Origin of the sequence: Enterobacter cloacae complex sp. 6730903 (assembly GCF_048283985.1) — a bacterium.
Classification (GTDB): Bacteria; Pseudomonadota; Gammaproteobacteria; order Enterobacterales; family Enterobacteriaceae; genus Enterobacter; species Enterobacter hormaechei_C.
Window position 1 is genome coordinate 49,694 of sequence record NZ_JBLVXX010000023.1, and the last position, 22,342, is coordinate 72,035.

Annotated in this window: 18 protein-coding genes and 1 pseudogene; 4 read left to right on the forward strand and 15 right to left on the reverse strand. The window is 57.2% G+C overall.

Features of this window, described 5'->3' with window-relative positions:
* Positions 1 to 7: 7 nt before the first annotated feature.
* Complete coding sequence (locus tag ACNQ0W_RS13855; RefSeq protein WP_071842881.1) at positions 8 to 1,405, reverse strand: PTS fructose transporter subunit IIC; 1,398 nt, start codon at positions 1,403 to 1,405, stop codon at positions 8 to 10.
* A gap of 179 nt (positions 1,406 to 1,584) precedes the next feature.
* Between ACNQ0W_RS13855 and ACNQ0W_RS13860 the strand changes: the two genes are divergently transcribed.
* Complete coding sequence (locus ACNQ0W_RS13860; RefSeq protein ID WP_015572516.1) at positions 1,585 to 2,244, forward strand: MurR/RpiR family transcriptional regulator; 660 nt, start codon at positions 1,585 to 1,587, stop codon at positions 2,242 to 2,244.
* 8 nt (positions 2,245 to 2,252) lie between these two features.
* Here the strand turns inward: ACNQ0W_RS13860 and ACNQ0W_RS13865 are convergent, their stop codons facing one another.
* The 4 genes from ACNQ0W_RS13865 to treR all read right to left on the reverse strand — a co-directional run bounded on the left by ACNQ0W_RS13865 (position 2,253) and on the right by treR (position 7,334).
* The gene (locus tag ACNQ0W_RS13865; RefSeq protein ID WP_062932451.1) at positions 2,253 to 2,999 is read right to left on the reverse strand and encodes an oligogalacturonate-specific porin KdgM family protein; all 747 of its coding nucleotides are present in this window, start codon (positions 2,997 to 2,999) and stop codon (positions 2,253 to 2,255) included.
* Positions 3,000 to 3,133: 134 nt separating this feature from the next.
* Positions 3,134 to 4,789 (reverse strand): alpha,alpha-phosphotrehalase, encoded by a 1,656-nt coding sequence (gene treC / locus ACNQ0W_RS13870; RefSeq protein ID WP_062932450.1) that lies wholly within the window; start codon positions 4,787 to 4,789, stop codon positions 3,134 to 3,136.
* A gap of 51 nt (positions 4,790 to 4,840) precedes the next feature.
* Positions 4,841 to 6,259, reverse strand: a complete 1,419-nt coding sequence (gene treB, locus ACNQ0W_RS13875; protein WP_003863402.1) for a PTS trehalose transporter subunit IIBC — start codon at positions 6,257 to 6,259, stop codon at positions 4,841 to 4,843.
* Positions 6,260 to 6,386: 127 nt separating this feature from the next.
* Positions 6,387 to 7,334: a trehalose operon repressor TreR gene (gene treR / locus ACNQ0W_RS13880; protein WP_015572520.1), complete on the reverse strand. Its 948-nt coding sequence runs from the start codon at positions 7,332 to 7,334 to the stop codon at positions 6,387 to 6,389.
* A gap of 386 nt (positions 7,335 to 7,720) precedes the next feature.
* On the opposite strand from treR, the gene mgtA reads away from it, so the two are divergent.
* Together mgtA and ACNQ0W_RS13890 are read left to right on the forward strand one after the other, a co-directional pair.
* Positions 7,721 to 10,429 (forward strand): magnesium-translocating P-type ATPase, encoded by a 2,709-nt coding sequence (mgtA, locus tag ACNQ0W_RS13885; protein WP_062932449.1) that lies wholly within the window; start codon positions 7,721 to 7,723, stop codon positions 10,427 to 10,429.
* 202 nt (positions 10,430 to 10,631) lie between these two features.
* Positions 10,632 to 13,016 carry a beta-N-acetylhexosaminidase gene (locus ACNQ0W_RS13890; protein ID WP_062932448.1) on the forward strand — a complete coding sequence of 795 codons (2,385 nt, stop codon included), beginning with the start codon at positions 10,632 to 10,634 and terminating at the stop codon, positions 13,014 to 13,016.
* A 63-nt stretch (positions 13,017 to 13,079) separates the two neighbouring features.
* On the opposite strand, the gene gbpA is transcribed toward ACNQ0W_RS13890, so the two are convergent.
* The 5 genes from gbpA to ACNQ0W_RS13915 form a co-directional block, all read right to left on the reverse strand.
* Positions 13,080 to 14,528, reverse strand: a complete 1,449-nt coding sequence (gbpA, locus tag ACNQ0W_RS13895) for an N-acetylglucosamine-binding protein GbpA (protein WP_062932447.1) — start codon at positions 14,526 to 14,528, stop codon at positions 13,080 to 13,082.
* A 138-nt stretch (positions 14,529 to 14,666) separates the two neighbouring features.
* On the reverse strand, positions 14,667 to 15,053 hold the full coding sequence (gene ridA / locus ACNQ0W_RS13900) for a 2-iminobutanoate/2-iminopropanoate deaminase (protein WP_003863373.1): 387 nt from the start codon (positions 15,051 to 15,053) through the stop codon (positions 14,667 to 14,669).
* Between the two features lie 73 nt (positions 15,054 to 15,126).
* The gene (gene pyrI, locus ACNQ0W_RS13905; protein WP_003863370.1) at positions 15,127 to 15,588 is read right to left on the reverse strand and encodes an aspartate carbamoyltransferase regulatory subunit; all 462 of its coding nucleotides are present in this window, start codon (positions 15,586 to 15,588) and stop codon (positions 15,127 to 15,129) included.
* Between the two features lie 12 nt (positions 15,589 to 15,600).
* Entirely contained in the window at positions 15,601 to 16,533 is a 933-nt protein-coding gene (gene pyrB, locus ACNQ0W_RS13910; RefSeq protein WP_003863368.1) for an aspartate carbamoyltransferase, read from the reverse strand.
* A 34-nt stretch (positions 16,534 to 16,567) separates the two neighbouring features.
* On the reverse strand, positions 16,568 to 16,672 hold the full coding sequence (locus tag ACNQ0W_RS13915) for a pyrBI operon leader peptide (protein ID WP_022646880.1): 105 nt from the start codon (positions 16,670 to 16,672) through the stop codon (positions 16,568 to 16,570).
* Here ACNQ0W_RS13915 and ACNQ0W_RS13920 point away from each other — a divergent pair.
* A pseudogene (locus ACNQ0W_RS13920) lies at positions 16,652 to 16,769 on the forward strand (hypothetical protein). The gene ACNQ0W_RS13915 and the pseudogene ACNQ0W_RS13920 overlap by 21 nt on opposite strands.
* A 3-nt stretch (positions 16,770 to 16,772) precedes the next feature.
* Here the strand turns inward: ACNQ0W_RS13920 and ACNQ0W_RS13925 are convergent.
* The 5 genes from ACNQ0W_RS13925 to arcA form a co-directional block, all read right to left on the reverse strand.
* A complete protein-coding gene (locus tag ACNQ0W_RS13925; RefSeq protein WP_003863366.1) occupies positions 16,773 to 17,252 on the reverse strand; it encodes an arginine repressor in 480 nt (159 codons plus the stop codon).
* Between the two features lie 80 nt (positions 17,253 to 17,332).
* Positions 17,333 to 18,736: a YfcC family protein gene (locus ACNQ0W_RS13930; RefSeq protein WP_045338921.1), complete on the reverse strand. Its 1,404-nt coding sequence runs from the start codon at positions 18,734 to 18,736 to the stop codon at positions 17,333 to 17,335.
* Between the two features lie 46 nt (positions 18,737 to 18,782).
* Positions 18,783 to 19,787 carry an ornithine carbamoyltransferase gene (gene argF / locus ACNQ0W_RS13935; RefSeq protein ID WP_003863360.1) on the reverse strand — a complete coding sequence of 335 codons (1,005 nt, stop codon included), beginning with the start codon at positions 19,785 to 19,787 and terminating at the stop codon, positions 18,783 to 18,785.
* Positions 19,788 to 19,906: 119 nt separating this feature from the next.
* The gene (gene arcC, locus ACNQ0W_RS13940) at positions 19,907 to 20,818 is read right to left on the reverse strand and encodes a carbamate kinase (RefSeq protein ID WP_062932445.1); all 912 of its coding nucleotides are present in this window, start codon (positions 20,816 to 20,818) and stop codon (positions 19,907 to 19,909) included.
* A 10-nt stretch (positions 20,819 to 20,828) separates the two neighbouring features.
* Positions 20,829 to 22,049, reverse strand: a complete 1,221-nt coding sequence (gene arcA, locus ACNQ0W_RS13945; RefSeq protein WP_023305333.1) for an arginine deiminase — start codon at positions 22,047 to 22,049, stop codon at positions 20,829 to 20,831.
* Positions 22,050 to 22,342: the final 293 nt, after the last annotated feature.

Here is a 22,342-nt window from a genome sequence, read left to right on the forward strand (position 1 = left end):
GTTCCCCTTATCTGGCGTTCTTTGGGCTGACATAGAGCACGCCCAGGGCGCAAATCAGTGCGCCAATAAAGACGCTCGCCAGGTAGCCCGCCACGTTGGTTGCCAGCGGCCAGCCCCAGACGGCTGGCAGAGGCAGCGTCTGCTTCACGCCGAGGGTAATGGCGACCAGCGCGCCGGCGACGGCACCGGTCATGAACACCGGGATCAGACGTGGGTTTTTCAGGATGAACGGGATCGCGCCTTCGGAGATCCCAATCACGCCCAGCAACAACGAGGTGCTACCGACGGTTTTCTCTTCCTGGCTAAAGACATCCGGTAATCCAAAGCGGCCGTTGAGGAACGCAGCAAAGCCGACGCCAATGGAGGGGATCACGATGGAGAGTTCGCGGGCGGTTAAATCAAACGTCTCGCTCATGCCATTCAGGCCGAGCGCGACCGAGCCTGCCGCCTTGTTGACCGGACCGCCCAGGTCGAACGCGGTGCCCGCGGCAATCATCGCGGAATAGAACCCGCGTCCTGTGTCACCTGCCGAGGTAAAAAAGACCACCATCAGCTGGTTAAGCGAGCCAAAAATCGGGTTAATCAAATATTCCATGACCATCACCAGCGTAATGCCGGTGATCAGCGGGACGAGCAGCATGGTTTTAATGGTGGTGAGCTGCTGGCGGACGTGAATCGAATCATTGAGCCAGCGCACCAGATAGCCCACAAAAAAGCCGATACCAATGGCGCCGAAAAAGCCGGATGGCATAAAGCCTTCGATATCAAAGAAGCGCTTATAGACTTCGTCTGACATGATGCCGCCAATAAGACCGGGGATGAGCGCCGGTTTACCGGCAATGGAAAACGCCAGATACATCGCAAAAACGGGATACATGAACTTAATGGTCATAAAGCCCACTTTATCCAGCACGCTGAACGGCGAATGTTCGATGTTAATAAACTGCCCGGTTATTTTGGCCGTCGCCATCATCAGCCCGCCCATCACGACCACCGGCAGCATATAGCTGATGGCCGCCATAATATGGCCAATAAAAATCTGGTAAGCTGAACGCTGAAGATCGTCTTCTTGTGCGACAGTGGTGACGTTTTTTTCCTTTGCCAGCGCCTGACGCAGATAGCGATCGGTATGTTTGATCAGCTCTTGTGTGCGGGTTTGAAGGTGAGGAATGTTTTCAAAACGCTCGGCATCCTGAATGGGAACGTCGGTTGCCAGAATAATGGCCGTAGCGGAGGCGATATCCTGTTTTGTTAAGCGGTTTTTAACGCCGTCGCTGCCCTGCGTTTCGACCTTTACTTCGATATTGTGCTCGTTAGCCCATGCAATAATTTTATTCGCCGCCATAAAGGTGTGTGCGATACCTGTCGGGCAGGCCGTTACCGCGACAACTTTTTGTTTCGTCATTGTCATAATTCCCTGGATGTGAAAACAGGGGAAGTATAAAGAGAACCTAAAACAGTTTTTAATGTTTGCTAATACTAATTACGTATCGTGATACGCGTAAATGCAATGTGTGAAGCGCCTTCCAGAGACTATTTCTCTGTTGTGTTAATATCATCTCGGGATTAAACGGGGCGTAATAGATGAATTCATTCCAGGGAAGTGAACGTTTGATATTTGAATACATTCAGCATCATGCGTGTAATATTTCTAATATATCGGCAAAAGAGATTGCCCGTGATACCTTTACCACGACAACATCCGTTAATCGTGTATGTAAAAAAATGGGCTATAAAAGCTATACCGAGCTTCGGTACCGTTTTTTACGCGACCATTTTACACCTGCACCTGCTACACCCGACGTGGGGCCGCAGCCGGATGATATTGTGACAGACGTGTCCAGGTTGCTTACGCATTCCAGCCATATCTATCTTTACGCACGGGGAGCCTCGCTCACCAGCCTCAACTACCTGTCGCGCTTTTTGTCGCTGGCGAGCCTGCCGCACCTTATTTTGAATGACATGCACCAGCTGACACGGGTATCGAAGGGGACGCTGGTGTTGATCAGTAAATCCGGGGAGACGCAGTCGCTGATTGAAATGGCGCGTAACGCGCTGCGCAAAGGGTTGAAGATTATTGCGATTACCCGTCAGGGGTCGACACTGGCGTCGATCTCAACGCTATGCTGGCCGTTACCAATCGACATTAACGCGGTTTCGCTGTATCAGCGGGAAGGGCAGCTTGAACTGTTAAGCGCCGTGGACCGTATCGGCTGTAGGCTGCTACAGCACGATACGGTGTAGTCAGGCCGTCAGAGCTGCTTCACTATCCCCAGACGTACGGCGTAATCATTTTCATGGTTGCCGTCATCATTGATGTACGTTTTATCCAGTGAAACCAGTTCGACGTAAGGCGTCCAGCCGTCGTCAAGCTTGTAGTTGAATGCAACGGTGTGCTCCCAGTAGGTGTCATCCCCGGTTCCCTGATCGACGTTATCCTGCCAGCGGAAGCGCGGGTTATAGGACATACCGAATTTGCCGATGTTATACGCGAACCAAATGTCGAACTGGTGTGACTGGCGGCGGGTATAACCGCTGCCGTCGAGTTCTTTGTCGCTGTGCGCGTCATTGACGGTGTTATAGCGGTAACGGGCGGAGAGATTCAGACCGTTATCGAAGGCTTTCCAGCCCTGAATGAAGGGGCGGTAATGCGTATTGCTGGCGGTGAAAACCGTCACCATGCCAGGCGCAACGGCGAAACCATTTCCCAGATCAAAACGCCAGCGCGTTTCGATTTCCTGTGCCGCTTCCGTTAACCCTTTGTCGTCAGGGTTATATCTGTCGGTATCACCAAAAAACGTATCGTTATGGTTTTGAGCGGCTTCAACGGAGAAGTAAAAACCGTTATTCGCCTGATGCATGACCTTAATGCGTGAATCATTTACGTCTGAGCGTGTATTATGACCAAAGCGAAGATCGACGGACGTATTTCCGCACCATCCCTGCGTGCTCAATAATAATGCACTAATACACGTTGCTTTAATAATTTTCTTTTTCATAATATCCTGCCGAGCTTATTTAATTGGCAGGCTATTTTTATTTTGTGTGCGCCATATTGTAAAAGTTATCGTCGTACATTTAGCGTATCGCTAAACATAAAAAAAGAGATACAGCATGCTGTATCTCCTGAGGTTTATTCCTGCACCCACCAGATAGCTTCAAACGGGCGCAATAGCAACGTATCCGGTCGGGAGGGAACCTCGTCATAGTTACTGAGTGCCACCCGCCATGCTCCCTCTACGGGGGCGGGCTGCCACTGCTGGCGCGCGTGGCTCAGGTTCGCCACCACCATCAGCGTTTGTCCCTGCCACTGGCGGCGGTAGCACCACAGGGAAGGGTGGTCAGGCAGGAGATCCTCATAATCCCCCCACGTCAGTACCGGCAGGGTTTTGCGCAGGCGAATCAGCGACTGATAGGTGTAGAACACCGAATCGGGGTCATCCAGCGCCGCGCGGACGTTCACGGTTTCGTAGTTGTCGCAGACGCCAATCCACGGCTCGGCCTCGGTAAAGCCCGCATTATGCGAGGCGTCCCACTGCATCGGCGTGCGGCCATTATCACGTGACTTACTCGCCAGAATCGCCAGAAGTTCATCCGTATCGCGACCGTTAGCCCGCTGTTCGGCGAACATGTTCAGACTTTCCACGTCGCGGTAGTCGGTGATACGGCTGAAATGCGGGTTGGTCATACCCAGCTCTTCACCCTGGTAGATATACGGCGTGCCCTGCATCCCGTGCAGTACCATGCCGAGCATTTTCGCCGCCGCCACGCGGTGTTCCCCTTCGTCACCAAAGCGCGACACGATGCGCGGCTGGTCATGGTTACACCAGAACAGCGCGTTCCAGGCTTTATTGTGCATCCCCTGCTGCCAGTGGCGGAAAAGGGTTTTTAGCGCCACGAAGTCCGGCTTCGCCTTCGTCCATTTTTCGCCGCCGGGGTAGTCCACCTTGAGGTGGTGGAAGTTAAAGGTCATCGACAGCTCGCGGCCGTCAAGAGATGCGTACTGCTGGCAGTTCTCCAGCGAGGTGGAGGACATCTCGCCCACCGTCATCAGGTTACGCGGCGTAAAGACGTCCCGGCTCATCTCCTGAAGATATTCGTGGATGCGCGGCCCGTCAGTGTAGAAGCGGCGACCGTCGCCGAGGGTATCGTCCGGGAAATCCTGATCTTTTGAAATCAGGTTGATGACGTCGAGACGCAAGCCGTCCACGCCGCGATCGGCCCAGAACTCGCACACTTTTTTCAGCTCGGCGCGCACCGCCGGGTTTTCCCAGTTGAGATCCGCCTGCTCCGGCGCGAACAGGTGCAGATAATACTGCTCGCTTTCGGCGTGCCAGCGCCAGGCGTTGCCGCCAAATTTGGAGCGCCAGTTGTTGGGAAGCGTATCCGGCGTACCGTCGCGCCAGATATAGAACTGGCGGTACGGACTCGCTTTATCCAGCGACTCACGGAACCAGGCGTGCTGCGTGGACGTGTGGTTAAAGACCATATCCAGCACGATGCGGATGCCGTGTTCATGCGCCAGGGCAACCAGTTCGTCAAAGTCGTCCAGCGTGCCGTAGGTCGGGTCGATGGCAGTGTAGTTCGCCACGTCGTAACCGTTATCCACCTGCGGGGAGATATAAAACGGCGTCAGCCAGATGGCGTCAATGCCGAGGGTTTTCAGGTAGTCCAGGCGCTGCGTCACGCCGCGCAGATCGCCCGTGCCGCTGCCGGTGGTGTCCTGGAAACTCTTTGGGTAAATCTGATAGATGACGCCGTTCTGCCACCAGTGAGGAAGGGTATTCATAGTGCGTTCCTGCAAATGCGAAGGGGCGCAACTGCGCCCCGAAAGAGAGAATTAAACAATCTGCAACGTGCCCTGACGGAACTTACGCTGGTAAACCACGGTAGTCAGCGCCATTGGGATGATAATCGCCACCGCCATCGCCAGCGCAAATACCTGCCAGAAAGCGGGCTGAATGGAGAGGATACCCGGCAGGCCGCCGACGCCAATCCCGTTCGCCATCACGCCGTTCAGACCGCACAGCAAGCCCGCCAGACCGGAGCCGATCATCGCGCAGAGCATCGGGAAGCGATATTTCAGGTTGATACCGTACATCGCCGGTTCAGTGACGCCGAGGTAAGCGGAGATGGCAGCCGGAACGGAGATCTCTCGCTCGTTGTGCTTACGGCTGACGATGATGATGCCGGTTACCGCCGAGGCCTGCGCAATGTTAGACAGGGCGATGATCGGCCAGACAGGCGTACCGCCGAGGCTCTGGATCATCTGCATATCAATCGCCAGCGTGGTCTGATGCACGCCGGTGATCACCAGCGGAGCGTAGAGGAAGCCAAACAGAGCGGCACCGATTGGCGCGAAGCTGCCGGTCATCAGATGACGGACCGCGAAGGCCACGCCGTCGCCAATCATGCGGCCAAACGGACCGATAAAGGCATGCGCCAGGAACACTGCCAGGATCAGCGAGCAGACCGGGACCACCACCAGATAGAGGTAATCCGGCACGATGCGCTTCAGGCGCGTCTCAATAAAGCCCAGCGCCAGACCCGCCAGCAATGCCGGGATCACCTGCGCCTGATAGCCCACTTTGGCGATGGTAAACAGGCCAAAGTTCCACACCTCTGGCGTTTGCTGACCAAGTAAGTAAGCGTTCATTAACTGCGGAGAGACCAGCGTCACGCCGAGCACGATACCGAGAATTGGCGTTCCGCCCATCTTGCGCACCGCGGACCAGCAGATCCCGACCGGCAGATAGAAGAAGATCGCTTCGCCAATCAGCCACAGGAAGTCATAGATGCTTTGCAGCGCCGGGTACATCTGCGCCAGGGTTTTGCCGTCGCTCATTGGCACATCGCCGATGACGTTACGGAAGCCCAGAATTAAGCCCCCGCTGATCAGCGCTGGCAGCAGCGGGAAGAAGATCTCCGCAAAATGGGAAATCAGCTGCTCATGCCATTTCATATTCTGGCGCGCGGCCTTCTTCGCCTGCTCTTTATCGGCGGAAGAGTGCCCGGTAGTCGCCAGCAGAGCCTGATAGTAATCGCCCACTTCGGTACCAATCACCACCTGGAACTGCCCGGCGTTGGTGAAGCAGCCTTTAACCATGGAAAGCTCTTCAATGGCCTTCGGGTTGGCTTTGGCCGGATCGTTCAGCACGAAGCGCAGGCGGGTAATGCAATGGCTGACGGTGGCGATGTTATCGCGTCCGCCGACCAGGACGATCAGCTGATCGATATCTGTTTGTTTGACTTTACTCATCATGAAACCTCATGACAGATGGTGATAGGGGTTATGACCTGTGCGCAAGCCTACTCCTTCAACGTGACGGCGAAAATGGGAACGTTCCCGAAACCGGGCGAAGATCACAATAATCTATTCAAAAGAATTATGAGAGATGGGCAGGAATAACGATCTGACGGGGTTCGGTACGCCCGGTAATCTGCTCGATCAGCTGCGCGGCCGCCTGCCGGCCAGACTCGGCGTAACCCGGATCAACGCTGATAATCTCCGGGTGTAAGAACTTCATCAGTGGCGTGCTTCCCACGCTCGCTAATTGCAGTTCCCCGATGCGCTGCTCCTGCAAATATTTGCTCGCCCCCAGTGCAAGGGTATCCGTGGCGCATACCAGGGCGGTGGTTTGTGGCGTCAGCACGCTGGCGACCTGTTCATATCCCTGTTTCATACCCAGACCGGGCAGCGCAGCCACGGCGGGGAGATTGTGTTTTTTACAAAACGCCAGGTACGCTTCATGGCGACGCTTGCCGGTAGTGATGTCGGCATGGGGCACGCCGAGATAGCTGATATGCCGATGGCCCTGTTCATACAGGCGCTGCATCAGGATCACGATCGCCCCTTCGTCATCGTAACAGACAGAGGCGAACCCGCTGGCATCGCGCGCCAGCAGCACCAGTGACGGCTGCCAGGGTTTAAGCACGTCCTCTTTTAGCCCGGTAAATCCGAACAGCACCACGCCATCAATATTACGGCGCTGAAGCATACCGAGATGCTCCTCCACCATTTGCGCGGAAAACTTACTCTCCATCATGATCGGATCGTAGCCCTGCTCGTAGAACGCGGGCAGCATGGTCTGTACGGCGAGGTTTTCGGAGAGGGAATCCAGACGCGAGACAATAATGGCGACCACTTTATCGCTCTGCCCGCGCATGGCGCGCGCGGAGCGGGAAGGGGAAAAACCGTGCTGATTCATCACCGCCTCGACGCGCTCGCGTGTGCGCTCGCTGACACCGCTTTCGTTGTTCAGCACGCGTGAGACAGTCGATTTCCCCACGCCGCTTAAACGCGCGATGTCTTTAATCGTAAGGCGGTTCTGCATGCTGTATTCCCTGTAACAACGATAAAATAATCAATTGAGCCTAATGCTATCCTGCGAATTCGCTATGGGCAAAGTCTGGTTTACGTTCGGTTTATTTGCAGGGCGTTATAATACCGCCCGATTAGTCACAAACGGTATGGATAAATCTCTATACTGCGCGCCGATACCCAACTTTTTACTTACCGGAGGCCACATGGATCCCGATCCCACACCTCTCCTGACACGGAGAAAACCTTCTTACCGGTAAGCCAGCTTTTTGCTGTCTCACCGGCGTGAGGCAGCAACGTTCATACGTTCCTGCTTGATAAATTAAGTGCCTGACAGGTACGGCTTTGCCACGCCTGCGGGAAAACTGCGTCCGCCTTTGCGGATGCGGGGGAATGACTATGCTGAAAAATATCACCCGGCAGCTGCAAGCGCTGCTGAGCCGCCACCTGCCACATCGCCTGATTGCGCGCGATCCGCTGCCAAATGCCAACACCATGGCGGGAGCGGCAATCCCCGCTTCCCTGACCGAGCGCTGCCTGAACGTGGCGGCGATGGATGAAAACGAAGTCTGGCGCGCCTTTGGCGGCCACCCGGAAGGGCTTAACGTGCAAGAAGTGTCAAAAATCCGCGCGGAACATGGCGATAACCAGATCCCGGCGCAGAAACCCTCTCCCTGGTGGGTCCACCTGTGGCTCTGCTACCGCAACCCGTTCAACCTGCTGCTGACGGTGCTCGGGATTATCTCTTACGCCACTGAAGATCTGTTTGCCGCAGGCGTGATTGCCCTGATGGTGGGTATCTCAACGCTGCTGAACTTTATTCAGGAAGCGCGCTCCACCAAAGCGGCGGATGCGCTGAAAGCGATGGTCAGCAACACTGCCACCGTGTCGCGCGTGATTAACGACCTCGGCGAAAACGCCTGGATTGAGCTTCCCATTGACCAGCTGGTGCCGGGCGATCTGGTGAAGCTGGCGGCGGGGGACATGATCCCGGCGGATTTACGTATCATCCAGGCGCGGGATCTGTTTGTCGCGCAGGCGTCACTCACCGGTGAGTCCCTGCCCGTAGAGAAGGTAGCGCGGACCCGCGATCCGCAGCAGATGAACCCGCTGGAGTGCGACACCCTGTGCTTTATGGGCACCACGGTGGTTAGCGGCACGGCGCAGGCGATTGTCACCGCCACCGGCGGCAATACCTGGTTTGGACAGCTTGCCGGACGCGTCAGCGAGCAGGAGAGCGAGCCGAATGCGTTCCAGAAAGGCATTGGCCGCGTCAGCATGCTGCTGATCCGCTTTATGATGGTCATGACGCCGATTGTCCTGCTGATCAACGGCTACACCAAAGGCGACTGGTGGGAAGCGGCGCTGTTCGCGCTCTCCGTGGCCGTTGGCTTAACGCCGGAAATGCTGCCGATGATTGTCACCTCCACGCTGGCGCGCGGGGCGGTCAAACTCTCTAAACAAAAGGTGATTGTTAAACACCTCGACGCCATCCAGAACTTTGGCGCGATGGACATTCTTTGCACCGATAAAACCGGCACCCTGACGCAGGACAAAATCGTGCTGGAGAACCACACCGATATCGCCGGAAAGACCAGCGAACGGGTGCTGTACAGCGCGTGGCTGAACAGCCACTATCAGACCGGGCTGAAAAACCTGCTCGACGTGGCGGTGCTGGAAGGGGTGGACGAGGAGTCTGCCCGCATGCTCTCCGGCCGCTGGCAGAAGGTGGACGAAATTCCGTTCGACTTTGAACGGCGCCGCATGTCGGTGGTGGTCAGCGAGCAGCCGGACGTGCACCAGCTGATCTGCAAAGGGGCATTGCAGGAGATCCTGAATGTTTCCACGCAGGTGCGCCATAACGGGGAGATCGTGCCGCTGGATGAGACCATGCTGCGCCGCATCAAACGCGTCACCGATAACCTGAACCGTCAGGGGCTGCGCGTGGTGGCGGTAGCCAGCAAGTTCCTGCCCGCGCGGGAAGGGGACTACCAGCGTATCGATGAATCCGATTTGATCCTCGAAGGTTACATCGCATTCCTCGATCCGCCGAAAGAGACCACCGCGCCCGCGCTGAAAGCGCTGAAAGCGAGCGGGATCACCGTCAAAATCCTGACCGGCGACAGCGAGCTGGTGGCGGCCAAAGTGTGCCACGAAGTGGGCCTGGACGCGGGTGACGTCGTCGTGGGGAGCGACATTGAGCACCTGTCCGACGATGAGCTGGCCGAGCTTGCCCAACGCACCACGCTGTTTGCCCGCCTGACGCCGATGCATAAAGAGCGCATCGTCACTCTGCTGCGTCGTGAAGGGCACGTAGTGGGCTTTATGGGCGACGGCATCAACGATGCGCCAGCCCTGCGTGCGGCGGATATCGGTATCTCCGTGGACGGCGCGGTGGATATCGCCCGTGAAGCGGCGGATATCATTCTGCTGGAAAAGAGCCTGATGGTGCTGGAGGAGGGCGTCATCGAAGGGCGTCGCACCTTCGCCAATATGCTCAAATACATCAAAATGACCGCCAGCTCCAACTTCGGCAACGTCTTCAGCGTGCTGGTGGCGAGCGCGTTTCTGCCGTTCCTGCCGATGCTGCCGCTGCACCTGCTGATCCAGAACCTGATGTACGATGTCTCTCAGGTGGCGATCCCGTTTGATAACGTGGACGACGAGCAGATCCAGAAGCCGCAGCGCTGGAACCCCGCCGATCTGGGGCGCTTTATGCTGTTCTTTGGGCCGATCAGCTCTATCTTCGACATTCTGACCTTCTGCCTGATGTGGTTTGTGTTCCACGCCAACACGCCGGAACACCAGACGCTGTTCCAGTCCGGCTGGTTCGTGGTGGGGCTGCTGTCCCAGACGCTGATTGTGCACATGATCCGCACCCGCCGCATTCCGTTTATCCAGAGCCGTGCCGCGTGGCCGCTGATTGTGATGACGGGCATTGTGATGGCGCTCGGGATCGCGCTGCCGTTCTCGCCGCTGGCAAGCTACCTGCAACTTCAGGCGCTGCCGCTGAGCTACTTCCCGTGGCTGGTGGCGATCCTCGCGGGCTACATGGTACTGACGCAGATGGTGAAAGGGTTCTATAGCCGTCGGTATGGGTGGCAGTAAATTATGTTTGCCGGGTGGCGGCTTCGCCTTACCCGGCCTACTCCCGAAACGTAGGCCCGGTAAGCGCAGCGCCACCGGGCAATAGCTTTCCTCCCAAATTCAACAATCTGTGATCTCCGTCGGCGCATTCGCTTGACGACAATTTGAGCGCATGTTAACAGAATGTTTTGCCTGTATTTGGCCCGTCAGATAAGGAACATTCATGTTACGGTACAGTCTCTTAACCGCCGGGCTTATGCTCGGCGCTTCCGCCTTTGCCGCCCCGGCAGGCGACCTTCCCTTAATGCCCTGGCCTGCGAAGGTTGAACGCCCGACCACTCAGGGCGCGCTGGTGCTTGACAATCAACTCTCTGTGAGCGTCAGCGGCGACGATCTGGGGGATGCGGTCAACCGCCTGCGCCAGCGCATTGAGCTGCAAACCGGCTGGACGCTTCAGCCGCAGGCCGAACAACCGGATAAACCGACCATCCGCATCGCCATCGCCAAAAAGGTGAAGCCGCAGCCGCTGCCGGACAGCGATGAGAGTTATAAACTCACGGTGGACGCCAACGGCGTAAATATCTCCGCCAACACCCGCTTCGGCGCGCTGCGCGCCATGGAAACCTTGCTTCAGCTGATGCAGAACGGCGCCGAAAACACTTCGATCCCGTGGGTGACCATTGAAGATTCGCCGCGCTTCCCGTGGCGCGGGCTGCTGCTCGATTCGGCGCGCCACTTCCTCCCGATTCCGGATATTAAACGCCAGATCGACGGCATGGCCGCGGCAAAACTCAACGTTCTGCACTGGCACTTAACCGACGATCAGGGCTGGCGCTTCAGCTCAAAGCGTTATCCAAAATTAACCCAGCTTGCCAGCGATGGGCTGTTCTACACCCCGGAGCAGATGCGCGAGATTGTGCGTTACGCTGCCGAGCGCGGCATACGCGTGGTGCCGGAAATTGATATGCCGGGCCACGCCTCGGCGATTGCCGTCGCCTACCCGGAGCTGATGAGCGCGCCGGGGCCGTACGCCATGGAGCGCCACTGGGGCGTGCTGAAGCCGGTGCTGGATCCAACCAAAGAGGCAACTTATACCTTTGCCGACGCAATGGTCAGCGAACTGGCGGCGATCTTCCCGGATCCGTATCTGCATATTGGCGGCGATGAGGTTGACGACAGCCAGTGGAAAGCGAACGCTGCGATCCAGACGTTCATGCGCGACAACAAACTGGCGGACAGCCACGCGTTGCAGGCGTATTTCAACCGCAAGCTGGAGACGATCCTTGAGAAGCACCACCGGCAGATGGTTGGCTGGGATGAGATCTACCATCCCGATCTGCCGAAAAGCATTCTGATCCAGTCCTGGCAGGGGCAGGACGCGCTGGGGCAGGTGGCGCAGAACGGCTATAAGGGCATTCTCTCAACCGGTTTCTACCTCGATCAGCCGCAATCCACCGCCTACCACTACCGCAATGAAATTGTGCCGCAGGGGCTGAACGGCGTGGATGTGATAGCGGACACCGACAGCGTCCAGAGCTGGGCTTTCTCCATGCCGCGCCTGAAAGGCAAGCCGGTGGAAGGCAGCTTTACGCTGGTGAAAGGCGATGCCGGCTGGCGCGGATTTATTGATTTTGCCGGGAAATCGCGTCGGGCGGTGGATAACATTCAGTGGCGGGACGACAACCAGGTAACGTTTACCGTTGATACCTGGATGGGTGAAACGCGTCCGGTCGTTTCCGTTGAGAACGATAAGCTCAGCGGTTATTTCCTGGTGGGTAACGCCCGCTACCCGATCGACGGCACGCGTCTGGACGCGGTGCCAAAAGGCATACCGCCGGTGGTGCCGGACCCGGCGAACGAGGCCAATCTGCTCGGCGGCGAAGCCGCGCTGTGGGCGGAAAACGTGGTCGCGCCGGTGCTGGATATCCGTCTGTGGCCGCGCGCCTTTGCGGTGGCGGAGCGGCTATGGTCGGCGAAGGACGTCAACGACATTGACAACATGTATACCCGGCTCCAGGCGATGGACAGCTGGTCGACGGTGTCGGTTGGACTACAGCAGCATACCCAGCAGCAGGTGCAGTTCACCCGCCTCGCCAACAATGCGGATACCCTGCCGCTGCAAATTCTCGCCCAGGCGCTTGAACCGGCGCAGTATTACACCCGCCAGCATCTTAAGTTCCAGGCCGGAAACTATCATCAGTTTGAGCCGCTTAATCGCCTTGCAGATGCGCTTAACGCTGAAAGCGCCACCGTGCGTCAGATGAATAAATGGGCGGACCGTCTGGTGAGCGACGCGGAAGACACGGAAAGCGCCGATGCGCTGCGCCACGTCTTTAACCGCTGGCAGAACAACACCAGTGATGCGCTGGCCTTGAGTGAAAACAGCTATCAGCTGAAGGCCATAAAGCCGGTGATCCAGGAGGTGGATAAGCTGGCCTCGATTGGTCTGAGGCTGACGGATCTGGTGGCGCGTCAGGGCACGCTGGACGACAACGAGATCGCGTCGATCCAGAGCGAACTGGATAACGCGGCGACGATCCAGGACGAGGTGGTAATTGCGGCGGTATATCCGCTGGAGACGCTGCTTAGGGCGACGCGGAATCAGTAGTAAAGAACCCTCACCCCAGCCCTCTCCCTTTGGGAGAGGGTTAGGGTGAGGGAATCAGATCGCTCAGTTCTTCAACACCCACGCCTCTCTCCAGTGCGCGCCCACGCCTGGTTCAAACTGGTTTGCGGTTGGGCTGTACTGCACGCAGTAGCCGCTGAACGGGACAGGCCTGCATTCGTAGGTCTTACCGTCTTTCGGCTGTAGCACTACGGTGCCCGCTTTGTAGGACGCGACGTTATCCGGGAAGATAAAGTCATGCGGGCCGTTGCTGTCCGCCGCGTCGCTTTCCAGCATCAGATCCAGCACGTCCTGCGCGAACAGGGTGCCGTCTTTGTTAGTGGCGTAGTATTTCAGCATATGGTGCCCCGCCGCGACGTCAGTCAGGGTCATGGTCACGTCCTGGCTGGCGTTATTCATCTCCTGCTTCAGATACCCCTTTTCCGCACCGCTGTGGTTCATCACGTGCGCTTCAACATTCACGTCGCCTTTGGTGTTCACGTGGAAGGTGACGGTCGCCTTGCCATTCTCGATTTTGCTGTAGTGCAGGTTAGAAACCGCGATGGTTTCATTCACTTCCGCCTTCTGCTCTTCGTACGAAATCGCAACGGACTGGAGGGCGCTGCCGTCTTTGACGAAGACGCTGTTCGCGCCGTGAACCGGGCTAATTTCGCCCGCTTCATCCTTCACCCCGACACGCACATCGCTGTGCGCGGCGTTGATCTTCTGCGCCAGATCGTATGACCACTGGTTCGCATCCCCCTGGGCAACGGAGCCGATGGTCAGCTCGGTACGCAGGGCGGCAACTTCCCCGTTGGCGTCGAAGAAGCGTGCAATCACTTTATCGCCCGTGTTCAGGTTATTCCCGGCAATCTGTCCGCTCAGGGTTTTACTCCACTGGGAGATCACCGCTGGGGTGTCGTCCGGCGTGACGTTGCCGCCGTTACCGAAATCAACGTCAATGGCCTGATAGAAACTGTTTGCCGTATCCGCAATTTCCCACACGCCATAAATAACCTGGTAGCCCGTACGTTCCGGGACATTACAGGTCATGGATTTTGTCATCGCCGGTGCCTGGCCATGTCCGTTAATAGTACAGAACGGCGTTAATTCGAACTGGTCACGGGTCAACGGTTTATTGGGGTCCCAGTTTTGTTTGGTAATGTAATAACGCCAGTTGGTGGTTTTATGCGGTGCGGTATGGTGCCAGACAAATTCATGCGGGCCTGCCGTCATAGGATTTTTGGTCCAGGCGTTCAGGCTCTGCTTATCAAGCTGGGAGTAGCTGGTAATACCGGCGCTGGCAAGCTGGCCGTCGGGCGGCATCGCACCCGTCGGGAAGCCGGAGGCCTTTTCTACGCTCTGCGGTTCATATTGTACAGAGCCACAGTCAATATTCTTGCCGAGCTTACACATATAAGCGCGGCTGGCAGGGGATTCTATATATCCGTGTGCAAGTGCGGAAGACGCAACCGTTAATGTGGTAACCGCCAGCGCAATTTTAGAGAGTTTCATTCATCATCCATTAATTAGAATAGAGCAAGGCAGCGTCAGTCTATTAATGGAGTGGCGGATGCGTCATTTCCCGGAGAGAGTAAAAATGGTCGAAATAAAAAAAGGCAGCCTGAGCTGCCTTCTCTTTCTTGAAATAAATTAGCGACGTACGGCAATCGCTTCAATTTCAATTTTCACGTCTTTTGGCAGACGCGCCACTTCCACGCAGGAGCGCGCCGGGAAGGTCGCGTTGTGCTCGGTGAAGAACGCTTCGTAAGTGGCGTTAACGGTCGCAAAATCATTCAGATCTTTCACGAACACGGTGGTTTTGACGATATCGCCCACTTTCAGACCGGCAGATTCGACGATCGCCTGCACGTTTTCCAGCGACTGACGCGCCTGCGCCGCTACGTCGGCTGGTACTTCACCGGTTTTTGGGTTCACCGGGATCTGGCCAGAAGTGATGATCATGCTGCCCAGATCAACGCCCTGAACGTATGGGCCGATAGCCGCTGGTGCATTTTCCGTCGCGAGTACTTTGCTCATTTTTTCTCCAGAATTACAGCGTTAAGAATGTTCCCGGCCATTATAACAGCCGGGATTTCATTACCAACCTCAATTAGTTGGCCAGCACCACATAATGAGAAAACTCTTTTTCGCAGTATTTGCATTTGAGTGCGATGTCATTGGCGCGTTTTTTCACTGCAAAGCTGGAGGAAACTGGCTCAGCATGACTGATGCAGTTGCTGTTCGGGCAGACCAGCACGCTTTCGATGCGATCCGGCAGGCTTGGGCGGGATTTTCCCACCACGTCGTAATCGTCGATGCGGTTAACCGTGGCGTCCGGCGCGTACAGTGACAGCTGGTTAACCTGCTCGTCGGTCAGGAAAGTGTTCTCGATCTTGATCAGGTCTTTACGGCCCATTTCGCCCGACGGCAGGTTCAGGCCGATGGTGATGCGCTGGTCGGTTTCAGTCAGTTTGAACAGCGTCAGCAGCTTAAAGCCCACCTGCGCAGGGATGTGGTCAATCACGGTGCCACGCTTGATGGCTTCAACCTGGAGTTTGTTATCGTGTGTCATGGTCGTCTCCCCTTACAGAGCTAATTCGCGATTCAGAACCAGTGCCAGTAACGCCTGGCGGGCGAAGATGCCGTTTCCGGCCTGCTGGAAGTACCAGGCGTGCGGCGTTTTATCCACGTCTGTGGTGATCTCATCGATGCGCGGCAGCGGGTGCAGCACCTTCATGTTGTCGCGCGCGCCCTCGAGGTCGCTGGCGCGCAGCACGAACTGCGCCTTCACGTTGGCGTACTCGGATGGGTCAAGACGCTCTTTCTGCACGCGGGTCATGTAGAGAATATCCACGTTGCCCATCACCTCTTCGATGCTGGCGTGCAGGCTCCACGCGATGCCTTTTTCGTCCAGCATATCGAGAATGTACTGCGGCATCGCCAGCGCGTCCGGGGCGATGAAGAAGAAGCGGTTGCCGTTAAATTTCGCCAGCGCCTGGGTCAGCGAGTGGACGGTGCGGCCATATTTCAGGTCGCCGACCATGGCGATGTTCAGGTTCTCAAGCGTGCCCTGCGTCTCCTGAATGGTGAACAGATCCAGCAGGGTCTGCGTCGGATGCTGGTTAGCGCCGTCACCGGCATTCAGTACCGGAATGCCGCCGGAAAATTCGGTCGCCAGACGCGCCGCGCCCTCCTGCGGGTGGCGCATCACAATCGCGTCAACGTAGGTGCTAATCACTGAAATGGTATCCGCCAGGGTCTCGCCTTTTTTGCCCAGCGACGTGTTGCTGCTGTCCGAGAAGCCCACCACGCTCGCGCCCAGGCGGTGCATGGAGGTTTCGAAGGAGAGACGCGTGCGGGTCGAGGCTTCGAAGAAGCAGCTCGCAATCACCTTGTGCTTCAGCAGCTCCGGTTGCGGATTGGCCTTCAGTTTTGCCGCGGTTTCCAGAACCAGTTCCAGCTCTTCGCGGCTGAGGTCGTTTATGGAAATGATGTGTTTTTGATAAAGCGGATTCATGTTTATCTCCTGACGCCGGGCAAAAAAAAGCCCCTCAAATGAGGGGCTCTGGGAATAGGTTTAGCAACGGGAAGAAAAACGGCAGGCCAGCGTCTGATTTCAGACGCGGTAAGACGTTATGTCGTACACGCTTGACCATGCTTCCTCCCGGCAAATTGTCGGGCATTATACGCAGCTCGCTTTTGGGATCAAGCGATTTAATGCACGCTTTACTCAATGCAAACGGTTCTTTATGAATATTAATGCGTTCTGAGTAAATAATTAATTTGCTTATGGACCAGCGCGGTGCGCTTCACCACGCGGGGCGCGACCCAGACAATACTGCTTCCGGCCACCACGCCTAAAATTTCCGGTAACTGGTGATAATCCAGAATACGCGCCACCGCGCGGCCATATCCGGCGACGGTATGGATAAGGATAAATTCGCTGTTGTGCTCCACGCTCACCACCATTTCAGAGACGGTACGCGCCGCGTCGGGGGCCGGGCGCAGCTGGGGATTCAGCGAATAAATCTTTAGCCCTTTGGCATTGCGAATTTTTATGACACCGAGCAACTTGAGCAGACGTGAAACGGTGGACTGGCTGATGGTCTCAAAACCCCGCTCCTGTAAGTCGCGGCGGATCTCTTCCTGGGAGAGATAGCTCTTTTCCGCGATCAGACGCTGGCAGACCGTTAGCTGTAGTTGCTCTTTGGGAGAGTACTCTTCGTAATCCATCATAGTTCCCATATCAGTTCCCGAAATAACCGGTGGCACCGCACCGATCCGTAGGCCGGATAAGCGCAGCGCCATCCGGCAAATTACAACAGGGCGCCCAGGCTTAACGCCACCATAATCACCACCGTTAAAATCCCCAGCAACGGCGCGACCCATTTCAGATAGCGCACGTAGGGCACGCGGGCGATAGCCAGCCCGCCCATCACGACGGCAGAGGTGGGAGTGATCAGGTTAACGATGCCGGACGCCGACTGGTAAGCCGTAACCACCAGGTCGCGGTTGACGTTAGCGAAATCGGCAAGGGGCGCCATGATCGGCATCGTCAGAACGGCCAGGCCGGACGAAGAAGGCACAAGAAACGACAGCACCACTTCCAGCCAGTACATCACGTTGATGAACGCCACCGTCGACAATCCGGTGACCATTCCCTCGGCGCTGTGCAAAATGGTGTGGGTAATCATGCCCTTATCCATGATCACTACGATACCGCGCGCGATGCCGATAATCAGCGCGACGCCCAGCAAATCTCGCGCGCCGTTGATAAAGGTTGAAGTCAGCTCCTCTTCGCTCATGCGGGCGATCAGCCCGACGATAATGGCGCTGGCGAGGAACACCGCCGAGATCTCCGCCATCCACCAGCCCAGCACCGCCACGCCGTAGATCATCACCGCGAAGGCGAGGGCGAAGATCACCAGGATGAGTTTGCGCACCGGGGTAAATTCCAGCGACTGCTCGCCCTTGTTGCCGAGGAAGTGGGCGAGATTCTCTTCCTGTTTATCCGCCACGATCGACAGCGACGGATCCTTGCGCACCTTGCGGGCATAGCGCATTACCCACGCCACGCAGATGATCCAGCCGATCACCAGCAGCGCCAGGCGCAGAGCGATGCCGTTAGTGAAGGGGATCCCGGCGGCGTTGGCGGCGATCACCGTAGCGAACGGGTTGATGGTGGAGCCGAGGGTGCCGATCCCTGCGCCGAGCAGCACGGTGGACGCAGCAACCACCGGATCGAACCGCGCCGCCAGCATCACCGGCACCAGTAAGGTATAGAAGGGCAGCGACTCTTCTGCCATGCCGTAAATCGTGCCGCCTGCGGCAAACAGCGCCATCAGGATCGGGATCATCCACTCTTCGCGTCCGCGCAGCTTAGTGGTGACGCGCTCGATCCCGGCGTCAATCGCTCCGGTTTTGGTGACGATCCCGAGAAATCCCCCGATGATCAGAATAAACAGCGCCACGTCGATCGCCCCGGCCTGGCCGGACTCCGGATCGTACAGCCCGGCAATCGGCGCCATCAGCACCGAAACCAGCCCCTGCGGATGTGATGCTACCTGTGCATAGGTGCCCGCAACGGGGACTTCTTTGCCGAGCGCCTCGTTCATCGCCATATGGTACTGCCCGGCCGGAACAATCCACGTCAGCACGGCAACCACGGCAATCAGAAAAAAGAGAATGGTGTAAGCGGAGGGAAACTTGAACTTGCCCATGATGTTCTCCTGAACCCGGCGCACCCCGCGGCGCGCCGGGCGGTGATTAGTCGCCGAGTGTCGCCACCATGACCGCTTTGATGGTGTGCATGCGGTTCTCTGCTTCGTCGAAGACGATGGAGTTCGGTGATTCAAAGACCTCTTCCGTCACCTCCAGCCCCTTCAGGCCGTACGCCATCTCGATTTCGCGGCCCACTTTGGTGTGCTCGTTGTGGAACGCCGGCAGGCAGTGCATGAACTTGACGTTCGGGTTACCGGTGGCCTTCATCACGTCCGCGTTGATCTGATACGGCTTCATCAGGCTGACGCGCTCGGCCCAGGCTTCCTTCGGCTCGCCCATGGAAACCCACACGTCGGTGTAGAGGAAATCGGTGCCCTGCACGCCTTCCTCCACGTCGTCGGTGAGGGTGATGCGCGCGCCCGTCTCTTTGGCGATGGCGCGGCACTGCTCAACCAGGCCCGCCTCCGGCCAGAATGATTTCGGCGCCACAAGGCGGATATCCATCCCCATTTTGGCCGCGCCGACCATCAGCGAATTGCCCATGTTGTTCCGCGCGTCGCCGAGATAAGCAAAGCTCAGCTCCGGCAGGGTTTTGCCCGGTGAGTGCTCCAGCATGGTCATCAGGTCGGCGAGGATTTGGGTCGGGTGGAACTCGTCGGTCAGGCCGTTCCACACCGGCACACCCGCGTACTCGCCCAGCTCTTCAACGATGGCCTGGCCGTAGCCGCGATACTCGATGCCGTCATACATGCGGCCCAGCACGCGCGCGGTGTCCTTCATCGACTCCTTATGGCCGATCTGCGATCCGCTTGGGCCGAGGTAGGTGACCTGCGCGCCCTGGTCGAACGCACCCACTTCAAAGGCGCAGCGGGTGCGGGTGGAGGTTTTTTCAAAGATCAGGGCGATGTTTTTCCCGACCAGGGTTTGTTTTTCGCGTCCGGCTTTTTTGGCGGCCTTCAGCTCGATGGCGAGATCGATCAGGTACTGGATCTCTGCCGGGGTGTAGTCCAGCAGTTTGAGGAAGTTGCGGTTTTTCAGGTTAATGGTCATGGGGAAATCCTTTTTAAAATTTAGCTGTCTGATGCCCTCACCCCGGCCCTCTCCCACAGGGAGAGGGGGCGTACATTCCCTCTCCCTTTGGGAGAGGGTTAGGGTGAGGGGAAAACGACTCAGTTACGAATCAACGTGCCTTTCTCGCCCGCCAGGATCTCCGCGCCGTCGGCCAGCGCACCGATCCCGGCAATGCCGCCGCAGGCCTCAACAAACTCGCGGCAGGCGGCCACTTTCGGCCCCATCGATCCGGCGTCGAACTGCATATCTCTGAGCAGCTCCGGCGTCACCTGCGCCAGCGGACGCTGGGTTGGCTTGCCCCAGTCGAGATACACCGCGTCGGCATCGGTGAGGATCAGCAGGGCATCGGCTTCGATCTGACGCGCCAGCAGGGCGGAGGAGAGGTCTTTGTCGATCACCGCCTCAATGCCGCGATAGCCGTTGGCGTTTTCCACCACCGGCACGCCGCCGCCGCCGTTGCAGATCACCAGGTGGTCGCGCTGAATCAGCGCTGTGATGGCGTCGCTCTCGACGATGCGCTTCGGCTGCGGCGACGGCACCACGCGGCGGAAGTAGCTGCCGTCGGCCTTAAACGCCCAGCCTTTCTCTGCGGCCAGCGCTTTAGCCTGGGCTTCGCTGTAGACCGGGCCGATGTACTTGGTCGGGTTACTGAAGGCCGGGTCGGCGGCGTCCACTTCCACCTGCGTGAGCAGAACGCTGACCTCGCGCTGGGGCAGATTGTTTTTCAGCGCCTGCTGGAGCATGTAGCCGATCATCCCCTGGCTTTCGGCACCGAGAACGTCCAGCGGGTAGGGGGTGACTTTGTCGTAGGCGCTGTTCTGTAATGCCAGCAGTCCGACCTGCGGGCCGTTGCCGTGCACCAGCACCACGCGCCACTGCTCCATTAAGCCGGCGATGGTGCGGGCGGCCTGCTCGATGTTCTGGCGCTGGATGTCCGCTTCAAGCGGCTCGCCGCGCTTGAGCAGCGCGTTGCCGCCAAGGGCCACAACCAGAGTGGGTTTTCGTTCCATGATGGCTCCTTTAAATTCCGTCGCGTTCCAGTGGGCAGCTCATGCAGCGCGCGCCGCCGCGACCGCGTCCCAGCTCGTCGCCTGGGATAGGCAGCACGGTAATGCCCGCTTTGTCATACTTCTCGTTGGTCCAGACGTTGCGCTCGTAGCCGATCACCACGCCCGGGCGGATGGTCAGGACGTTGTTGGCGTCGTTCCACTGCTCGCGCTCGGCCTCAAAGGCGTCGCCGCCGGTGGTGATCAGGCGGACCTGGTTAATGCCGAGGGCTTTCTCGATGGCGTGCAGCAGGTCGGTTTCCTGGGTACGCAGCAGGCCGCCGCGTCCGTCCGGGGTGAGCGTCCAGCACTGGGCGTCCTTGCGCACCACTTCCGGGTAAACGGAGAAGGTGTCTACGTCGATGTGGGTCATCACGGTGTCGAGGTGCATGCAGGAGCGGTGTTTCGGCAGTTCAACGGCAATCACGCGCTCGGCCTGGCGATGTTTAAACAGGCTGTTGGCGAGGAACTCCACGCCCTGCGGCGTCGTGCGCTCGGACATGCCGATCAGTACCGCCCCGCGACCAATCACTAATACGTCGCCGCCTTCTAAGGTGGCGTGGTCGTAATTAATATTCTCGTCGCCGAAATACTTAATAAACTCGCCGTCGGCAAATGCGGGGTGCCAGCGATATATTGCCCGCAGGTTATTCGTTTCACGCTGGCGGGCGGGTTTCGCCATCGGATTAATGGAGACGCCGTTATATATCCAGCAGGAGGTGTCGCGGGTAAATAAGTGGTTCGGCAGCGGCTTCATAATAAAATCATTCGCCGTGTGGGTATCGACCACCATATTTTTAATAGCCGCCGGAATTTCACCGTAGGTTAATCCGCCGCTCAATCTGCGCGCCAGTTCGCGGTGCGGCATATCCGCCAGCCAGCCGCGCACGTCGGCGGCAAAGGTTGGCCCCAAGCGATAGTCGGAGATTTGTGTTTCAAGAAGCCAGGCTTTTGCTTCCGCAATATCAAGCGTTTGCGTAAGAAGGTCGGTCAACAGCAGGACTTCCACACCCTGCTCGCGCAGCGTGTTTGCGAAGATGTCATGCTCTTCACCCGCCCGTTCAACCGAGAGCACGTCATCAAATAACAGCTCCTGACAGTTTGAGGGGGTTAACCGTTTCAGACTTAAATTAGGACGGTGCAGCATAACGCTACGCAATTGACCAATTTCAGAACCGACGTAATGCTTTTCCATAATTATTCCTTTAACTGTTTTCAGAATAAAAAGGGCATGCGCCATGTGAGGTGTTTAATTTCATGGCGGCTAAGCTCAATTGATTTCGTGATTTATAGTAGGCGCTTAAATAATGGTTATTGTGACATTGCTCACGCGAAAACCGATATTGAGCACTTTATTTTCAATTGCATGATTCGTATCAGATAATGATTAATTTCATATTATTAAGGGATGAATAGCTAAGCAGGAACGGGTGGCAATATTTGAAGTTGTTATTATTTTGTAGAATCACATGTTTTGAAATATTTAGT